The sequence below is a fragment of the Pseudomonas izuensis genome (assembly GCF_009861505.1).
Lineage (GTDB): Bacteria > Pseudomonadota > Gammaproteobacteria > Pseudomonadales > Pseudomonadaceae > Aquipseudomonas > Aquipseudomonas izuensis.
Genome location: NZ_WTFT01000006.1, coordinates 109,292 through 126,636 on the forward strand (window position 1 = coordinate 109,292; position 17,345 = coordinate 126,636).

A 17,345-nucleotide genomic window follows, 5' to 3' on the forward strand; every position below is an offset into this window, starting at 1 on the left:
GTACGCCACGCCAAAATGTGCCGACAGCCATTTGGCGCGCACGCACCTGTTGCAGCAGATGACAAATGCACAGGCCGCCCGTCTGATCCTGATTCGCGCCGCGGCCGGCTTCGGCAAGACCACCCTCATGCAGCAATTGCGCGAGCACTACCTGACCGGCGGCAAGGCAGCACTCTGGATCAACCTGGAACCTGCCGACAACGACCTGCAACGCTTCGTCAACCTGCTGGACAACGGTTTGCGCGATCTGCTGCCGATGGCCAGCGAGCAAGCACCACGCAACGAACAGCCTGATCGTCAACGCAGCGCCCAGGACCTGCTGGAACTCATTGCCTGCAGCCCATTGCCGTTCGCTGTCCTGCTCGACGAAGTCGAAGTGTTGCAGAACCCCGACCTGCTGGATTTTCTCCAGCAACTGATCGAGCAAATCCCTTCAGGCTGCGTGGTGGTCATGGCTTCACGCTCCACACCGGGCATTGGCCTGGGGCGGATTCGCGCCCGCGGCCAATTGCTGGAGATCCGACCGGCCGACCTGCGTTTTACTCCCGATGAAGCCATGGCGTTCATTCGCGACAAGCGGCAAATCCCGCTTGAGGACGACGAGCTGAGCGCCCTGTACCGCCGCACGGAAGGCTGGATCGCCGGGCTCTACCTGGCCAGCCTGTCACTCAAGGATCGTGACGATCACGCCACGTTCATCTCCTCCTTTTCCGGTTCCAACCTGGAACTGGCCGAATACCTCACCGAGGACATCCTCGCGCGGCAGACCGAAGACTGTCGGTTGTTCCTGATGCAGACCAGTGTCCTCGAACAATTTTGCGTCCCGCTTTGCCAAGCCGTGACCGGACGCAGTGACAGCCGCGCCATGCTCGATCACCTGGAACGGACCAACCTGTTTCTGGTGCCGGTCGACAGCCAGCAACAGTGGTTCCGTTATCACCACCTGTTTGCCAGTTTCCTGCGCCATGCGCTGGAGCGTCAGTATCCGGGCATGGCGAACACGCTTCACGAAGCGGCTGCAAACTGGTTTTTCGATGCCGAGCAACCGATTCCTGCGATTGAACACCTATTCAGCGCCGGGCTGCCGGACAAGGCCGCCGAAGGACTGAACACGTACCTCGACACCTTGATCGGCAGTGGCCGCACACGCTTGCTGTTGCGTTGGCTGGACCGCATTCCAGAGCAAACCCGCGACCGTTATCCCGACCTCAATCAGGCCTACGCCTGGCTGCTGGCGAGCATGACTCGTCTGAAAGATGCCCGGCAGGTTGCCGAACGTCTGGAGCGCCAGGCCGGACCAGGCTATGCCTATGTCGCCGAGGTCCTTAATTGCCTGCATCTGGGCGTAACCGACCAGGCCGAAGAATGTTGCCGCAAGGGCATCGAGACGCTGGCGCGCATACCTGCCGATGAGGCCCACCTGTATATGGTGCTGGCCAGTACGGTGGCGATGAATATGGTTGCCAGCGGTCGCTACGACGAGGCCCGCAAGCTGCTGTCCAACGCGCTGCAGCGCGACCCCCGGATCAATTCGAGTTTCCTGCGCCATACCTACAGCGTCAACGAGAGCATTCTGGACCTGATCCAGGGACGCCTGAGCAATGCCATCGTGCGCATTCAGAGCGCGCCGCGCAGACTGCCAATCGACGGCCAGCGCAATCCGCACGAAGCCTCGCTGTCGATGGACATCCTCCATGGTCTGCTCTTGTACGAGCAAGGTGCCTTTGACGAAGCAGAAAAATACCTGTCGCGCTGCCTGTTTTTTGCCAAGCACGTCAGCTCCCCCGACAACCAGATTGCCACTCACGTGTTGACCGCGCGTATCGCTTACCGCCAGGGCGATCGCACGACCTGGATGCGTTGTCTGCTGGAACTGGAGCACATTGGCCGTCAGGTCGGCTCACGCCGCGTGGAGTGCTCGGCCTGGCTGGAGCGAGCCCGCGTGGCGCTGCTCGAGCAACGCCTGGACACGGCAGCGCAAGCCCTGCACGCAGCAGACCTTGCCGGCGACTGGGACCGCCCCGACTTCATTCGTTTTGCCAATGACGTGGATACCCCCGACATCGCCCGTCAGCGCTTGCGCATTGCCCAGGGTGAAGGCGCAGCGGCAGTCAAAGCCTTGCGCGCTGCCATCGAGCAGGCCCGGCAGTGGCTGCATCACCGTCGTGAGCTGAAACTGCATATTCTGCTGGCGATGGCGCTGGACAGCCTCCAGCAATCACAAGAGGCCTTCCAAACGTTGAACGATGCTTTGCGGCTGGCCAGTCATGAAGGGTTCATCGGCACGTTCGTCGAGGAAGGCGATCGTCTGGCGGGCCTGCTGCAACGTTGGGCGACGACGAACAAGGCTCTGTGCAAGGAACTGGGGATCGAGACCGGTTTTGTCGACAAGCTGCTGCAACACCTGGGCATCAGCGCCGCAAACATGGAGGCCGTGCAAAACGATAATGGCGCTCACCAGGTATTGACCGTGCGTGAGTACCAGATCCTGCAACTGCTGGCCGCCGGGCACCGCAACCGAGAGATTGCCGAGAAGGTGTTTCTCTCCGAGTTCACGGTCAAGTCGCACCTGCAAAAGATCTACGCCAAGCTGAACGCCAACGGACGCAATGAAACCCTCGCCATCGCTCGCTCGCGAGGCTGGATCACCTGAGCGACGACCCTTGCGCCTCATCGCGGAGTAACACGCAATGAGGCGCACGGCCGGTTCTACGGCTTTGCCCGCTCGGTCAACTGTCGGGCCGGGATGGCCACCAGCAACACCATCGCCCCCACCACCAGCACGACCCCGATCAGTTCGAAGGCCAGGTACAGGTTGCCGGTCGCCGATTTGATCGCGCCGACCACAATCTGGCTGACAACCCCGGCCATGCCACCGATGCAGTTGATGACCGCAATGCCCACCGCCGCCTGTGAAGGCGCGAGCAAGGCCGGCGGAATGCTCCAGAAGCACGACAGCGCGGACAATGCGGCTGCGGCCCCGATGCTCATGAGCAGCAGCGACAGCACCAGATGGTGCTGGAACGGCCCCAGCAGAAAGAAGCAGGTGGCACTGAGCAACATGGTCAGACTCACATGCCAACGCCGCTCCAGGTGTTTGTCGGAACTGCGGGCCAAGAGGTACATGCCGAACACCGCGCCGATGTAGGGCATGCTCGACAGCAGGCCGACGGTTTTCAGGTCATCCACACCGAATCCCCGAATCAGCGTCGGCATCCAGTACGACACCGTGTTCGAGCCGCTGTAGATGCAAAAGAACACCAGTCCGGCGATGTACACCCGGGGATTGCGCAATATCTGCACCAGGCTTGCCTTGGCGCTGTCACCCGGCCGTCCTTGCGCAAGGGCTGTGGCCAGGACGTGTTTTTCCTGGGGGCTCAGCCAACGGGCGTCCTCGGGTTTGTCCACCAGCCAGAACCATCCGAACACCCCCAGCAGCATCGCGGGGACACCTTCAAGCACGAACAGCACTTGCCAGTCGCGCAATCCCAGCCAGCCATCGAAATGACTCATGATGGCCCCGGCCAACGGCCCGCTGACAATGCCCGCAAACATCGCCGACATCAAAAACACCGCCGTGATACGGCCGCGCAACGCCGGTGGGAACCAGTACGTGAGGTACAGGATGACGCCCGGAAAGAAGCCTGATTCAGCGATGCCGAGCAAGAAGCGCGCGACGATCAGCTGGTTCGACGTGGTGACAAAGGCCGTGCCCACCGATACAAGCCCCCACAGCAGCATGATGCGTGTCAGGGTGGCGCGGGCGCCGATGCGTTGCAGGTACATATTGCTGGGCACTTCCACCAGCAGGTAACCCAGGTAGAAAATACCGGCGCCAATGCCATAGGCGGCATCTGTGAGCGCAATGTCTTCGGCCATGCGCAATTTGGCGAATGACACATTCAGGCGGTCGATGGCGTTGATGGCATAGGCCAAGGCCAGAAACGGCAGTAACCGCAAGATCACCTTGCGGTACACCGCACGGGTTTGCTGCGCCGAATAATCGGCTGTTTCCGGCAGGTAATGCTCCGCTGCGAGGCTCATGCTGCTCTCCTTATTAATGTGAAAAAGAAAACCCGCTCTTTAGAGCGGGTTGCGGGCTCAGAGGGCTTGTTCCAGTTGCGGGACCGCCTCGAACAGATCCGCCACCAGACCGTAATCGGCCACCTGGAAGATCGGTGCCTCTTCGTCCTTGTTGATGGCGACAATGATTTTCGAGTCCTTCATGCCCGCCAGATGCTGGATCGCGCCGCTGATACCCACGGCGATGTACAGCTGCGGCGCAACGATCTTGCCGGTCTGCCCGACCTGCAGATCGTTGGGCACGAAACCGGCATCGACCGCTGCGCGGGACGCCCCTACCCCGGCACCGAGCTTGTCGGCCAGGCGGTACAGGTGCTGGAAGTTGTCGCCGTTTTGCAGGCCGCGACCGCCGGAAACGACGATTTTGGCCGCCGTCAATTCAGGGCGATCGGACTTGGCCAATGTTTCGCTGATGAACAAGGACTGCCCGGCTTCGTGCACGGCAGACACCGCCACGACCGCTGCAGAGCCACCTTCGGCGGCAACGGCCTCGAAGCCGGTGGCCCGCACGGTAATGACTTTTACCGCCGCCGTCGATTGCACCGTGGCAATGGCGTTGCCTGCGTAGATCGGCCGCTTGAAGGTATCGGTCGACTCAACCGAGATGATCTCGGAGATCTGGTCCACATCCAGTAGCGCGGCAACCCGGGGCAAGGTGTTTTTGCCGTTGGAAGTGGCCGGCGCCAGGATGTGGCTGTAAGCCCCGGCCAGCTCGACGATCAGCGGCGCGAGGTTTTCAGGCAGTTGGTGGGCATAGGCCGCATGATCAGCCAGCAACACCCTGGCAACGCCTTGAATGTTCGCCGCCGACTCGGCAACGGCACCTGCGTTGGCACCGGCCACCAAGAGGTCAACTTCGCCACCGATCTGCAAGGCAGCCGCCACGGTGTTCAGGGTTGCCGAAGCGATTGCCCCGGCGTCGTGCTCTGCAATAACCAGGATAGCCATCAGATTACCTTCGCCTCGTTTTTCAGTTTTTCCACCAGATCGGCAACCGACTTGACCTTGATCCCCGCGCTACGCGTGGCCGGCGCCTCGACTTTGAGGACCCGGACGGTGGACGCCGTGCTCACGCCCAGCGATGCCGGGGTGACGCTGTGCAGCGGTTTTTTCTTGGCTTTCATGATGTTCGGCAGCGAGGCATAGCGCGGTTCGTTCAGGCGCAGATCGGTGGTGACGACCGCGGGCAAGCGCAATGACACGGTTTGCAGGCCGCCGTCGATTTCTCGGGTGACATGAACCGAGTCACCGGCGATTGCCAGCTTCGAGGCAAAGGTGCCTTGGGCGAAACCGCCTAGCGTGGCGAGCATCTGCCCGGTCTGGTTGTTGTCGCTGTCGATGGCTTGCTTGCCCAGAATCACCAGTTGCGGTTGTTCCTGATCGGCCACAGCCTTGAGCAATTTGGCCACGGCCAGGGAACTCAACTCTTCATTGCACTCGACAAGAATGGCGCGATCAGCACCCAGTGCCAGCGCCGTGCGCAACTGCTCCTGAGCGGCGGCGGGCCCGACCGAGACCACGACGACCTCGTTGGCGATACCTTGTTCCTTCAGGCGCACGGCCTCTTCCACGGCAATTTCGCAGAAGGGGTTGAGCGCCATTTTCACGTTGGCGAGGTCGATGCCGGATTGGTCCGCCTTGACACGGACCTTGACGTTGAAATCGACCACGCGCTTGACGGCTACGAGGACCTTCATCGCATTACTCCAAAAAAGCGCCGAGCCGCATGCCCGGGCAAGTGATAAATCCGCTGGGCCAGCAGGCAGATGACGGTTAATACTAGGAAGGGCCACCCCGGCACGACGACAACCAAAGGTAGGATGCATGGAAGGTTTTGAACGTAGTTCCAACGAACCAGTACAGGGAGCAAAGCCGCCTGTTCGCGCGAGCAAATTCCTTGCGCCGGTGAGCCTGCCAGGCCAATTGGACCGTTCGCCCCTGCTTGCTCGACTCGTACAACATGAAGGTGTGCGCCTGGTCTTGATCAGCGCAAGCGCCGGGTACGGCAAGACCACCTTGATGCAGCAATACCGTGAACAGTGCCTCAATAACGGCGAGCGCGTGCTGTGGTGCAACATCGATACCGCCGACAACGACCGGGAACGCCTGACCAGCGTGCTGCTCATGGGCCTGCGCGACCTCGGTCTGATCGACGAGGATCCTGCCAGGGACAGCAGTCCTGAACATCGGGAACAATGGCTGCTTGAGCGCATCGCCGAGAGCAACGAGGCATTGACGATTCTGCTGGATGAATTCGAAGCGCTGCACAAGCCGCTGGCGCTGGAATTTATCCAGCATCTGATCAAGATACTGCCCGCTCGCGCGACACTGGCAATCGCCACGCGCACAGCACCGGATATCAATCTGGGGCGACTGCGAGCCCAGGGGGAACTGCTGGAGATTGGCACCAACGACCTGCGCCTGAGCACCGAAGAGACCGCTCTTTACCTTCAGGAAAAACGGCAACTGCCGCTTGCCATCACTGAAATCGAAAACCTGCAACGGCGCACCGAAGGCTGGATCACCGGTATCTACCTGGCGACGTTGTCCCTGCAACGGCACAGCGATCCGGCCGCCTTCATCGCATCGTTCGACGGCGCCAACGCTGCGTTGGCCGAATACTTCAGCGAAGACGTATTGGCCAGGCAGACAGAACAATGTCGACAGTTCCTTTTCCAGACCAGCGTCCTGGGGCCGTTCTGTCCAGCCCTGTGCGATGCCATCACTGGCCGCAACGACAGTAAATCAATGATCGAATCGCTGGAGCGAGCCAACCTGTTCGTTCTGGCAACGGACAGCGAGCGTCAATGGTTTCGCTACCATCACTTGTTCGCCGACTTCCTTGTGCAAACGCTCAAGCATCAATCCCCCGACACGTTCGAACAGCTGAATCGGGAGGCGGCGCGCTGGTACTTCGCCAATGGTCGCCCGGTCGATGCCCTGGAGCACTTGTTTAGCGCCCACGCGTTGGATGAAGCCGCGACCCAACTGGAGCTGCACGTCGATACACTGGTGGAAAACGGTCATGCCAGCTTGTTGATGCGCTGGCTCTCGCGGATCCCAGGCGAGGTTCGTGACGTACACCCAGGGCTGGGGATCGCCTACGCCTGGGCACTGCTCCATGCGCGTCGCTATCAGGACGCACTGCGCGCACTGGAAACTCCGGTACCGGTCGGTGAACACCACTATGTTCACCTGCTGTTGCTGTTGATCGGCGATCGGGTCGAGCAAGCACTGGCCGCCAGCACCGAATCGTTGCAGCAGCTCACGCCACAAGACAAAACCGGATTTCGGGTCACGGCGTTTGTAAAAGCGACCTGTCTGTTTTACATGGGGCGCTACGATGAAGCCCGGCAATTGCTCGGCAGCGCGGAACTGCGCCAGGCGCAGCTCGAGTCGTCATACCTGCGTGATGTCACCGATGCGCTGGAGGCAATGCTGGATTTGACCCAAGGGCAACTGGACAGCGCCCTGGCCCGGGTATCCACGGCCGTACGCCGCAGTCGTGAACATTTTGCCAGCACGCCGCCGGTGGGCTTCCCGATGCTGCAGACCACCCATTGCCTGGTGCTATACGAAATCGACGCGGTGGAAGAGGTCCGGCAACGACTGGATGAATTATTGCCCTATGCCCGCGAACATGCCGCGCTGGACGCGCTGATCTCCACGCATGTCTTGCAGGCACGCGTCGCCTATCTGCGCGGTGACCGTTCGGCATGGATGCAGTGTCTGGCCGAACTCGACCAGTTGGGTCAAGTGGCCGGCTCCTCTCGCATCCTCTGCTCCGCCTGGCTGGAGCGGGCGCGCGTGGCCACGCTGGAGAACCGGCTGGACACTGCCGATCATGCGATGCGCGCGGCAGAACAACTGTCCGACTGGGTACAACCGGGCGTGATACTCAGCGCCAATGATGTGGACACGCCCTTCATCGCTCGTCAGCGTCTGCAGATCGCCAAAGGTGACTACAACAGCGTCGGCCCTTTGAATCAGGCCATCGACGAGGCGCTGCAACGCCACCAGCATCGACGTGCCCTGAAGCTGCGCCTGTTGCTGACGCTGGCGCTCGACGGCATGAAACGGGACAAGGAGGCGCTGGAGCAATTGACCGTCGCCCTGCGTTTCGCCAGCCATGTCGGCTTCATCCGCACCTTTCTCGATGAAGGCAAGCCCATGGCAGCCGTGCTGGAGCGCTGGTCGGTCACCTTCCATGGACAGGAAGATGCGCTGGGGATACGCACAGGGTTCGTCGCCCGTTTGCTGCAAGGCGAGCGCAGCAGCAAAGCTGAACCCAAGAACGAAGTTGAAACGCAGACCTGCCTTTCCGCTCGTGAACTCCAGGTAATGCGCTTACTGGCATTGGGTTACCGCAACAGCGAAATCGCCGAGAAGATGTTTCTCTCCCAGCTCACCGTGAAATCACACCTGCGCAAGATCAATACCAAACTCGGTGCCGGTGGCCGTACCGAAGCGGTCGCAATCGCCCGGACCCTGGGGTTGCTGGACTGAGGATCACCCTGTAGGAGCAAAGCTTGCTCGCGATGGCGGCGTATCAGGCAGTCCATGATTGACTGACCTGGCGCCATCGCGAGCAAGCTTTGCTCCTACAGGGAACCGATCCACACGTCTATCTCGCCATCATCAATACCTTCTCGAGGGGAGCCCGTCAGGTGCTCCTCAGCATTTCAATGAACAAAAAACAACGATGTGTCGACAATCTTGTTGCATTAAGCGATTTATCCTTTTAGATTTCGCCTCGAAACAACAATGTGTCAACAATAAAAGATTCTTACAGGTTTGCAGGAGCAGGTTCTTTTCGGTGAGACCACGGGTGGTCACCCTCGGACACCGAAACCCTGCTCCTGCTTTTTCCTGGCAACGAACTGTCCCGCTACCTCAATTCGCGTGCCTGTTACCCAGCGCACTACCCGCAGGAGATCGCCGTGCTCCAAGCCTATGCCCAACACGTCCACGAGCGCGCCGAGGAAGGCCTGCCGCCCCTCGCGCTGAACGCCGAACAAACCGCAGGCCTGGTCGAGCTGCTGAAAAATCCCCCGGCTGGCGAAGAAGCACTTCTCGTCGACCTGATTACCCATCGCGTTCCGCCAGGCGTGGACGAAGCGGCCTATGTCAAGGCCGGCTTCCTGTCTGCCATCGCCAAAGGTGAAGCCAAATCCCCCTTGATCAACAAGCAGCGCGCTGTAGAGCTGTTGGGCACCATGCAAGGCGGCTATAACATCGCCACCCTGGTTGAGCTGCTGGACGACGCCGGACTGGCCGCCGTTGCCGCCGAACAACTCAAACACACCCTGCTGATGTTCGATGCCTTCCACGACGTGGCTGAAAAAGCCAGGAACGGCAACGTTCATGCCCAAGGCGTACTGCAATCCTGGGCTGACGGCGAGTGGTTCACCGCCCGCCCGGCTATCGAAGAAAAGTACAGCCTGAGCGTGTTCAAGGTGCCAGGCGAAACCAACACCGACGACCTGTCCCCTGCTCCCGATGCCTGGTCGCGCCCGGACATCCCGCTGCACGCCCTGGCCATGCTGAAAATGGCCCGGGACGGCATCCTGCCTGAGCAACCTGGCGCCATTGGCCCGCTCAAGCAGATCGAAAAAGTCAAAGCCCAAGGCTTCCCGGTGGCCTACGTCGGTGATGTGGTCGGTACCGGTTCGTCGCGTAAATCGGCGACCAACTCGGTGCTGTGGTTCTTCGGCGACGACATCCCGTACGTACCGAACAAACGCGCCGGCGGTTTCTGCTTCGGCAACAAGATCGCCCCGATCTTCTACAACACCATGGAAGATGCCGGCGCACTGCCCATCGAGTTCGACGTCTCGAACCTGCACATGGGCGACGTGATCGACGTCTATCCGCATGCCGGCAAAGTCTGCAAGCACGGCACCGACGAAGTCCTGACCACCTTCGAAATGAAGACCCCGGTCCTGTTGGACGAAGTGCGTGCTGGCGGCCGTATTCCGCTGATCATTGGCCGTGGCCTGACCGAGAAGGCTCGTGCCGAACTGGGTCTGGCGCCTTCGGACCTGTTCAAGAAGCCTGAAGCTCCGGCTGAAAGCACCAAGGGCTACACCCTGGCGCAAAAAATGGTCGGCAAGGCTTGCGGCGTAGCCGGTGTGCGTCCTGGCACCTACTGCGAACCGAAGATGACCACCGTCGGCTCCCAGGACACCACCGGGCCGATGACCCGTGACGAACTCAAGGATCTGGCGTGCCTGGGTTTCTCTGCCGAATTGGTGATGCAGTCCTTCTGCCACACCGCGGCCTATCCGAAACCCGTGGATGTAAAAACCCATCACACCCTGCCGGACTTCATGCGCAACCGCGGCGGCGTTTCGTTGAAGGTTGGCGACGGCATCATCCACTCGTGGCTCAACCGCATGCTGTTGCCGGACACCGTCGGTACCGGTGGTGACTCTCACACCCGTTTCCCGATTGGTATCTCGTTCCCGGCTGGTTCCGGCCTGGTCGCGTTCGCCGCCGCCACCGGTGTCATGCCGCTGGACATGCCGGAATCGGTGCTGGTGCGCTTCAAGGGTAAGCTGCAACCGGGTATCACCCTGCGCGACCTGGTGCATGCCATCCCTTACTACGCGATCCAGCAAGGTCTGCTGACCGTCGAAAAGAAAGGCAAGATCAACGCCTTCTCCGGGCGCATCCTGGAAATCGAAGGCCTGGACGAACTGACCGTCGAACAAGCCTTCGAACTGTCCGACGCCTCGGCCGAACGCTCCGCAGCGGGCTGCACCATCAAGCTGCCGGAAAAGGCCATTGCCGAATACTTGCGCTCGAACATCACCCTGCTGCGCTGGATGATCAGCGAAGGCTACGGCGATGCCCGCACTCTGGAACGTCGCGCGCAAGCGATGGAAGCCTGGCTGGCCAACCCTGAACTGCTGGAAGCGGACAAGGACGCCGAATACGCCGAAGTCATCGAGATCGACCTGGCCGAGATCAAGGAGCCTGTGCTCTGCGCGCCGAACGACCCGGACGACGCCCGCCTGCTGTCGACCGTTCAAGGCCAGAGCATCGACGAAGTGTTCATCGGTTCGTGCATGACCAACATCGGTCACTTCCGCGCTGCGGGCAAGTTGCTGGATCAGGTCAAGGGTGAGCTGCCAACCCGTCTGTGGCTGGCCCCGCCAACCAAGATGGACGCTCACCAGCTGACCGAAGAAGGCTACTACGGCATCTACGACAAGGCCGGTGCGCGCATGGAAATGCCGGGCTGCTCGCTGTGCATGGGTAACCAGGCACGTGTGCAGACCGGTTCGACCGTGGTCTCGACGTCGACCCGTAACTTCCCGAACCGTCTGGGCGACGCGACCAATGTCTACCTGGCCTCGGCCGAGCTGGCGTCCGTGGCCTCTATCCTGGGTCGCCTGCCGACCGTCGAGGAGTACATGGAATACGCTGGCAAGATCGACAGCATGGCGGCCGATGTCTACCGCTACCTGTCTTTCGACCAGATCGCCGAGTTCCGTGAAGCGGCGGCGAACGCCAACATCCCGGTGGTTCAAGCGTAAGGTGTAATACGCAGGGCGCCGACAGCCATGTCGGCGCTCTGCCCTTGCTTTTTAATCGTTTGAAAATGAAACAAACAGTTCAAAAAAATGGATTTTTTGGGCTTGCACCCCCTCACAAACAATCGATTTTTTGAACAAAAATTCTTTGATATGCCTCAGCGCTCGGGCGGTCCTACCTCTAACACGAGATCAACAATCTCCGGCTGCCTACCTCACCCCAGGCTCGGCAAGGTTGTTCGATTGCATTCGGAGGTGACCATGTACTCCCATCACACCAATACCCACCTCATGGCTTGTCGCCGTTTGGCGATGGAGCAGAATGAAAAACTGTTCGAAGAAGCGAATGCCCTCAATCGATCAGCCATCGACTTGCTGGATCGACCCGATCTGGACAGCGAAATGTTCCTTCACTACTTACAACTTCGAGGAAAGGCGCAAGCCCTGTTTCGTGAAGCGTTGGATCATCTCTCCTTGATCAATGAGCAGTTCCCTATCCCCTCCAACGAGCCAGAGACGCTCCCCGGGTTGGAGCAGATGGCATTCACCTCATCAACCGTTCAGGGGCGATCTGATTGGGCTGCGTCTGGCGAGGCGACTATGGCACCTGCCTCCCTCCCCGAGATGAGGCCAAAAGACTATTGAGCACCCAATGCATTCTCTTATGGGCCTGAAGGGGCATCTCACGCCGTAACTCACCGATAAGCTGCGCGATCGCTTGGCTGGATGTCAGCTTCTCTGTGGTGACTGCCACTGCCCCCTCCTGCACACCCTTCTCGCTCACACTTGATCCATGGCCTCGACCACGCCCTGATCCTCACCCAGGAACCCGCCACTCTGATGGTGCCAAAGCCGCGCATAGATGCCGTTCTTCGCGAGCAATTCGGCGTGGGTACCCTGTTCGATGATGCGTCCGTCATCCATGACGATGAGCCTGTCCATCGCCGCAATCGTGGACAGCCGATGGGCGATGGCAATCACGGTTTTGCCCTGCATCATTTCATCGAGGCTTTCCTGAATGGCCACTTCGACTTCCGAGTCCAGCGCGCTGGTGGCCTCGTCAAGCAACAGGATCGGGGCGTTCTTGAGCATCACCCGGGCAATCGCGACGCGCTGGCGCTGGCCGCCCGACAGCTTGATACCGCGCTCGCCCACCAGGGTGTCGTAGCCGGTATGGCCTTGCCGGTCGCTCAGTAGACTGATGAACCCGTCGGCCTGGGCATTGGCCGCGGCGCTGCGGATTTGCGCGTCGGTCGCATCGGGACGGCCGTAGGCGATGTTGTCGCGAATGGAACGGTGCAGCAGGGAGGTATCCTGCGTGACCATGCCGATGGCGCCGCGCAGGCTGTCTTGCGTCACGTGTGCGATGTTTTGGCCGTCGATGCGAATCTCCCCGCTGTCGACGTCATAAAAACGCAGCAGCAAGTTGATCAGCGTGGATTTGCCGGCGCCGGAGCGACCAACCAGGCCGATTTTTTCGCCCGGGCGAATGCTCAGGCTCAGGCCATCGAGCACCTGGCGTTCGCCATTGTAGTTGAAGCTCACCTTATCGAAGGTGACTGCGCCGCCGGTGGTCACCAGGACGCCCGCGCCCGGCGCGTCCTGCACCTTTGGGCCGCGGGTAAGCGTTGCCATGCCATCCTGTACGGTGCCGATGCTCTCGAACAGCGAGGTCATTTGCCACATGATCCAGTGCGACATGCCATTGATACGCAGCGCCATGGCGGTGATGGCCGCCACTGCACCTGCGCCGACCTCACCCTGGTGCCATAGCCACAGGGCATAGCCCCCGGCTGCCATGATCAACGCCACCACCAACGTCTGGTTCACGATCTCGAACTGGCTGACCAGGCGCATCTGGCGAAAGCCGGTTTGCTTGAAGTCCTCCATCGCTGCACGCGCGAAGTGCGCTTCACGATTGGAGTGGGAGAACAGCTTCACCGTCGTGATGTTGGTGTAGGCGTCCGAGATACGTCCGGTCATCATCGACCGCGCATTGGCCTGTTCCTGCCCGACTTTCCCCAGGCGGGGCACGAAGTACCACATGGCCAGTCCGAACAAAACGACCCAGGCAACGAAAGGCAGCATCAGTTTCAAGGCGAAGCCGCCGGCCAGTGCGATGATCGCAATGAAATACACTCCGATACCGGGTGCGATCTCGATGAGGGTGAATAGCAGGTCGCGCACCGCCAGCGCCGTCTGCATCACCTTGGTAGTGACCCGACCGGAAAACTCATCGGAAAAAAACGAAAGGCTTTGCCGCAGCATCAGGCGATGGAAGTCCCAACGCAGGCGCAACGGCAAGTTAATCGCCAATATCTGGTGCTGCACCATGGTGCGCAACGCCACCAGACCGACGCTGGTCACCATGATGATGCCCATGCCCCACAACACGCGACTTTCCTGCGCGGCCGCTTCACCGCCGGCCTGCCAGGTCGAGAGCAGGTCCACGACCTGGCCGAGGAAGGAAAACAGCCAGGCTTCGTAAATCGACACACTGGCACTGAGCAGCGCAAAAGCAAGGATGTAACCGCGGGCGCCCCGCGTGCAGGCCCACAGGAATCGAGCCAGGCCGTTGGGTGGCGGTGGTCCCTCGTCGGGAGGAAAGGGGTCGAGCCTTCGTTCAAACGCACGAAGCATGGTGTTCTCCAAAACGATCAAATTGAGGCGATTCTGCCATTGAACGATGCGTTGAGGGTTTTGAAGAATTGAGTTGTGGCGCCAGGAACCATCAGAAACGCCCGGAATTTGTGCGCAAGAGCCCTCGTAAATGACGTTAATCCGTCAACTACACTGAGGCGACGCATGGCCGCACAGAGACTTCGAGCATGGTGACCAAAACTGCAATCGTATTCGCAGGCGGCGGCAGTTTGGGTGCTGTCCAGGTGGGCATGTTGCGGGCCCTGGTCGAGGCCAATGTGCGGTTCGATATGGTGGTTGGCGCTTCGGTAGGCGCTATCAACGGTGCCTACTTTGCCGCAAGGCCCGATGCCGATGGCGTCGAGGCGCTCGCCGGGTTCTGGCGTGGGCTGAGTAAAACTGACATTTTCCCCCTGTCCTGGCTCGATACCTGTAGAGGACTGATCAAGCGGCGTGGCTTTCTGCTGCAGCCGGCGGCCTTGAACCGATTGCTGGGTCGGGCACTGCCCATTCATCGCATCGAGGATGCGGTGCTGCCGCTGTACATCGTCACCACCGACTTGCTCAGTGGTGCCGAGACCGTTTTGTCCAGTGGTGAGCTTGGGCAGGCGCTACTGGCCAGCGCAGCCATCCCGTTGGTATTCCCCAGCGTACAAATTGCCGATCAGTTCCTGATTGACGGTGGTGTGGCAAGCAATACACCCATTTCAACTGCCGTGGCCCTGGGCGCCACCAACGTCGTGGTCGTCCCCACTGGAATGAGTTGCGCCCTATCACAACCGCCCCGCGGCCTGATCGCCCTGGCCCTGCATACCGTCAACCTGATGAGCATGCGCCAACTGGTGAGCGACATCGAACACTTCCGCACGCTCACCAGCCTGCACATCGTCCCGCCCTTGTGCCCTGTAGATGTCTCGGTGTTCAACTTTGACCAGACTGAATCTTTGCTGCAGCGTGCTTATGAACAGACCCTCCGGTGGCTGGACCGTGGGGGGCTTGAACGCACCAAGGTACCGGGGGCCCTGACGATCCATTCACATGCCCATGAGCATTGAGTGTCCGCCGCCACGCAAACACCCCGAGCATTGGTGATTTCAGGTCGCTCGTTGACGGCTTTTGCTGCTTTCTCCCTGCAGACGGTGCAAAGTACCTCTCTTTTTTTCCAAAGGAGCCGGCCATGCCCCTGGGCAAACGTGAACTTGCGCGGATCGAGCGCCGTTTGGTTACAACGCTTACCGAGGCCTGCGAGACAGCAAAAGGTGAAATCAAAGGCTTTGCCTGGCTCACCCACACGGCTGACTTGAACGCCCTGGCGCAAACGCTGAAGGTGACTTGGGTATTCGAAACCTTGACCGACAAAAAGCTCGCGCAGGCTAGCGCGAAAGCGCGAATTTTCGAGCTGACGGCTATCGCGCTGATCGAGGCAAACATCGATGTGAAGCCTTCGGATCTCACTGTCCGATTCGACTCTGAAGAGGAGTGCCTGCGCACCCATGGTGGCGATTGGCAGAGGCGTCTTGCGCAATCACCCGTGACCAAGGGTTTTTGAAGATGGCCAAGGAAATCGAAAACCCATGCATTTCGGTTTGCCAGTTGAGCGGCGATCTGTGTGTGAGCTGCGGACGCAGCAAGGAAGACATCAAGAAGTGGAAACGCATGAAGCGGCCTGAAAAAATGGCCGCTGTGCAAAGGGCGAATGTGCGTTTGAAGGGCCTGAAGAAAGCACACTGACAAACGCCCTCTCGTTGCCCTTACTTGTTAAGGCGCAGCGCGTCGAAAGCATCTCGCGCCTGGCAGGCGGTATAGGTCATTTGCGCGGCGACCAGACCGGCCAGGCCAAAAGTGCGGGTCAACCCGAACTGGCGGAAACCGTCGGGAATCGGAATGGACTTGGCGATAGCGTCAGCCAGAACCTCGCCCGCCACCGTCGTGGGCGCCATGCCATGACCACCAAAACCAACGGCGTGCCAGACGCCCGCTTCATCCTGGCCGATCTGGGCCATTTGATGCCGGCCATAACTCATCAACCCGCCCCAGGAATATTGAATGTCTACACCGTCGAGCTGGGGAAATACGTTTAAAAGATCTGCCTTGAGCAGGCTTGCGATCGCATCCGGGCTGCGATTGAGCACCGAAATCCGCCCTCCCCACAGAATCCGGCTGTCGCGAAGCGGGCGGTAGTAATCAAAAGCGAACCGCGTGTCATAGATGGCGGATTCACAATCAATAGCCTCTTTCAGGCGAGCCCCGAGAGGTTCGGTTGCAACCACATAGGTGGCAATGGGCAACACGGCACGTTCGACAGGACGATAGACACCGCGCGCGTATCCGCCACAGGAAAAGATGACATGCTCGGCATGCACTTCCCCGCCGTCGGTTTTCACGACATATTTCTGTCCACGCTTCTCGATGATCAGGGCAGATGATTGCTCGTGGATACGCACCCCCAATCCAGCCACAGCACGAGCAATGCCATACACATACTTGAGAGGATGAAAGTGGAAGGCGTTGCACTCCAGCAGGCCGCCGAAATAGCGCTCAGTCTTGAGTAGCTCTTTCAACTGGCCTGGCGGCATGTATTCCCAATCAACTCCGTAGACCTCACTCATGAGTTTTCGCGGCGCTTCAAGTCTTGACGGGTCGTTGAACCAATTGGCGAGAATCACCCCCTTGTCAACCAGGTCACAATCGATCCCGTACTGTTTGACCCGATTGCGAATTAACTCAACGGCATCCAGCGTCAGCCGGTAAAGGCGTTGCGCCTCTTGAGCGCCAAGGGTGGCGAGAAGGTCAGCGTTTCCCAGGCTGTAGCCGCCGAAAACGAAGCCGCCATTACGACCCGAAGCACCATGACCGATGCGATGGGACTCTAGAACAACGACGTCATTGATGCCTCGCTCGGCCAACCCGAGTGCAGTCGACAGCCCCGCCAGGCCACCGCCGAGAATACACACTTGAGTATCCACACGACCCGATTGGGCAGGATAGGTTGTGATGTCGGCCGTGGTTTCATAATAGGTTTGCTGGTAATCCGTGGTCATGAGCTTATCCTTCGCGAAACCAATACTCGCTGGTCTATGAATG

Annotated in this window: 12 protein-coding genes; 7 read left to right on the forward strand and 5 right to left on the reverse strand. The window is 59.9% G+C overall.

The features are described 5' to 3' along the window. Positions 1–58 precede the first annotated feature (58 nt). Complete coding sequence (locus GPL81_RS05810) at positions 59–2,653, forward strand: winged helix-turn-helix domain-containing protein (protein ID WP_246218898.1); 2,595 nt, start codon at positions 59–61, stop codon at positions 2,651–2,653. A gap of 56 nt (positions 2,654–2,709) precedes the next feature. On the opposite strand, the gene GPL81_RS05815 is transcribed toward GPL81_RS05810, so the two are convergent. From GPL81_RS05815 to GPL81_RS05825, 3 genes are read right to left on the reverse strand one after another with little or no spacing between them, the layout of a single operon-like run. Beyond that, the gene (locus tag GPL81_RS05815) at positions 2,710–4,044 is read right to left on the reverse strand and encodes an MFS transporter (protein WP_160105733.1); all 1,335 of its coding nucleotides are present in this window, start codon (positions 4,042–4,044) and stop codon (positions 2,710–2,712) included. A 57-nt stretch (positions 4,045–4,101) separates the two neighbouring features. Further along, entirely contained in the window at positions 4,102–5,031 is a 930-nt protein-coding gene (locus GPL81_RS05820; RefSeq protein WP_160105735.1) for an electron transfer flavoprotein subunit alpha/FixB family protein, read from the reverse strand. Next, positions 5,031–5,780 carry an electron transfer flavoprotein subunit beta/FixA family protein gene (locus GPL81_RS05825; RefSeq protein ID WP_160105737.1) on the reverse strand — a complete coding sequence of 250 codons (750 nt, stop codon included), beginning with the start codon at positions 5,778–5,780 and terminating at the stop codon, positions 5,031–5,033. Before GPL81_RS05825 ends, GPL81_RS05820 begins: the two co-directional genes overlap by 1 nt. Before the next feature lie 283 nt (positions 5,781–6,063). Between GPL81_RS05825 and GPL81_RS05830 the strand changes: the two genes are divergently transcribed. The 3 genes from GPL81_RS05830 to GPL81_RS31055 all read left to right on the forward strand — a co-directional run bounded on the left by GPL81_RS05830 (position 6,064) and on the right by GPL81_RS31055 (position 12,266). Beyond that, positions 6,064–8,589, forward strand: a complete 2,526-nt coding sequence (locus GPL81_RS05830) for a winged helix-turn-helix domain-containing protein (RefSeq protein WP_160105739.1) — start codon at positions 6,064–6,066, stop codon at positions 8,587–8,589. Positions 8,590–9,023: 434 nt separating this feature from the next. Continuing rightward, complete coding sequence (gene acnB / locus GPL81_RS05835; protein ID WP_160105741.1) at positions 9,024–11,624, forward strand: bifunctional aconitate hydratase 2/2-methylisocitrate dehydratase; 2,601 nt, start codon at positions 9,024–9,026, stop codon at positions 11,622–11,624. Positions 11,625–11,882: 258 nt separating this feature from the next. Next, entirely contained in the window at positions 11,883–12,266 is a 384-nt protein-coding gene (locus GPL81_RS31055; protein ID WP_178122568.1) for a hypothetical protein, read from the forward strand. A gap of 135 nt (positions 12,267–12,401) precedes the next feature. Here GPL81_RS31055 and GPL81_RS05845 read toward each other — a convergent pair whose 3' ends face one another. After that, positions 12,402–14,261 carry an ABC transporter ATP-binding protein gene (locus GPL81_RS05845; RefSeq protein WP_160105743.1) on the reverse strand — a complete coding sequence of 620 codons (1,860 nt, stop codon included), beginning with the start codon at positions 14,259–14,261 and terminating at the stop codon, positions 12,402–12,404. Positions 14,262–14,449: 188 nt separating this feature from the next. Between GPL81_RS05845 and GPL81_RS05850 the strand changes: the two genes are divergently transcribed. The 3 genes from GPL81_RS05850 to GPL81_RS05860 all read left to right on the forward strand — a co-directional run bounded on the left by GPL81_RS05850 (position 14,450) and on the right by GPL81_RS05860 (position 15,992). After that, positions 14,450–15,316 (forward strand): patatin-like phospholipase family protein, encoded by an 867-nt coding sequence (locus GPL81_RS05850; protein ID WP_160105745.1) that lies wholly within the window; start codon positions 14,450–14,452, stop codon positions 15,314–15,316. A 122-nt stretch (positions 15,317–15,438) separates the two neighbouring features. Beyond that, positions 15,439–15,810, forward strand: a complete 372-nt coding sequence (locus tag GPL81_RS05855; RefSeq protein ID WP_160105747.1) for a hypothetical protein — start codon at positions 15,439–15,441, stop codon at positions 15,808–15,810. Between the two features lie 2 nt (positions 15,811–15,812). Then, positions 15,813–15,992 carry a DUF1289 domain-containing protein gene (locus GPL81_RS05860; protein WP_160105749.1) on the forward strand — a complete coding sequence of 60 codons (180 nt, stop codon included), beginning with the start codon at positions 15,813–15,815 and terminating at the stop codon, positions 15,990–15,992. Positions 15,993–16,012: 20 nt separating this feature from the next. Here the strand turns inward: GPL81_RS05860 and GPL81_RS05865 are convergent, their stop codons facing one another. Continuing rightward, entirely contained in the window at positions 16,013–17,302 is a 1,290-nt protein-coding gene (locus GPL81_RS05865; RefSeq protein WP_160105751.1) for an NAD(P)/FAD-dependent oxidoreductase, read from the reverse strand. Positions 17,303–17,345: the final 43 nt, after the last annotated feature.

Coding starts and splice junctions, on each gene's coding strand:
- GPL81_RS05810 (WP_246218898.1), top strand. CDS start 59: ATGACAAATGCACAGGCCGCCCGTCTGATCCTGATTCGCGCCGCGGCC.
- GPL81_RS05845 (WP_160105743.1), bottom strand. CDS start 14,261: ATGCTTCGTGCGTTTGAACGAAGGCTCGACCCCTTTCCTCCCGACGAG.
- GPL81_RS05820 (WP_160105735.1), bottom strand. CDS start 5,031: ATGGCTATCCTGGTTATTGCAGAGCACGACGCCGGGGCAATCGCTTCG.
- GPL81_RS05865 (WP_160105751.1), bottom strand. CDS start 17,302: ATGACCACGGATTACCAGCAAACCTATTATGAAACCACGGCCGACATC.
- GPL81_RS31055 (WP_178122568.1), top strand. CDS start 11,883: ATGTACTCCCATCACACCAATACCCACCTCATGGCTTGTCGCCGTTTG.
- GPL81_RS05825 (WP_160105737.1), bottom strand. CDS start 5,780: ATGAAGGTCCTCGTAGCCGTCAAGCGCGTGGTCGATTTCAACGTCAAG.
- GPL81_RS05815 (WP_160105733.1), bottom strand. CDS start 4,044: ATGAGCCTCGCAGCGGAGCATTACCTGCCGGAAACAGCCGATTATTCG.
- GPL81_RS05850 (WP_160105745.1), top strand. CDS start 14,450: ATGGTGACCAAAACTGCAATCGTATTCGCAGGCGGCGGCAGTTTGGGT.
- GPL81_RS05855 (WP_160105747.1), top strand. CDS start 15,439: ATGCCCCTGGGCAAACGTGAACTTGCGCGGATCGAGCGCCGTTTGGTT.
- GPL81_RS05860 (WP_160105749.1), top strand. CDS start 15,813: ATGGCCAAGGAAATCGAAAACCCATGCATTTCGGTTTGCCAGTTGAGC.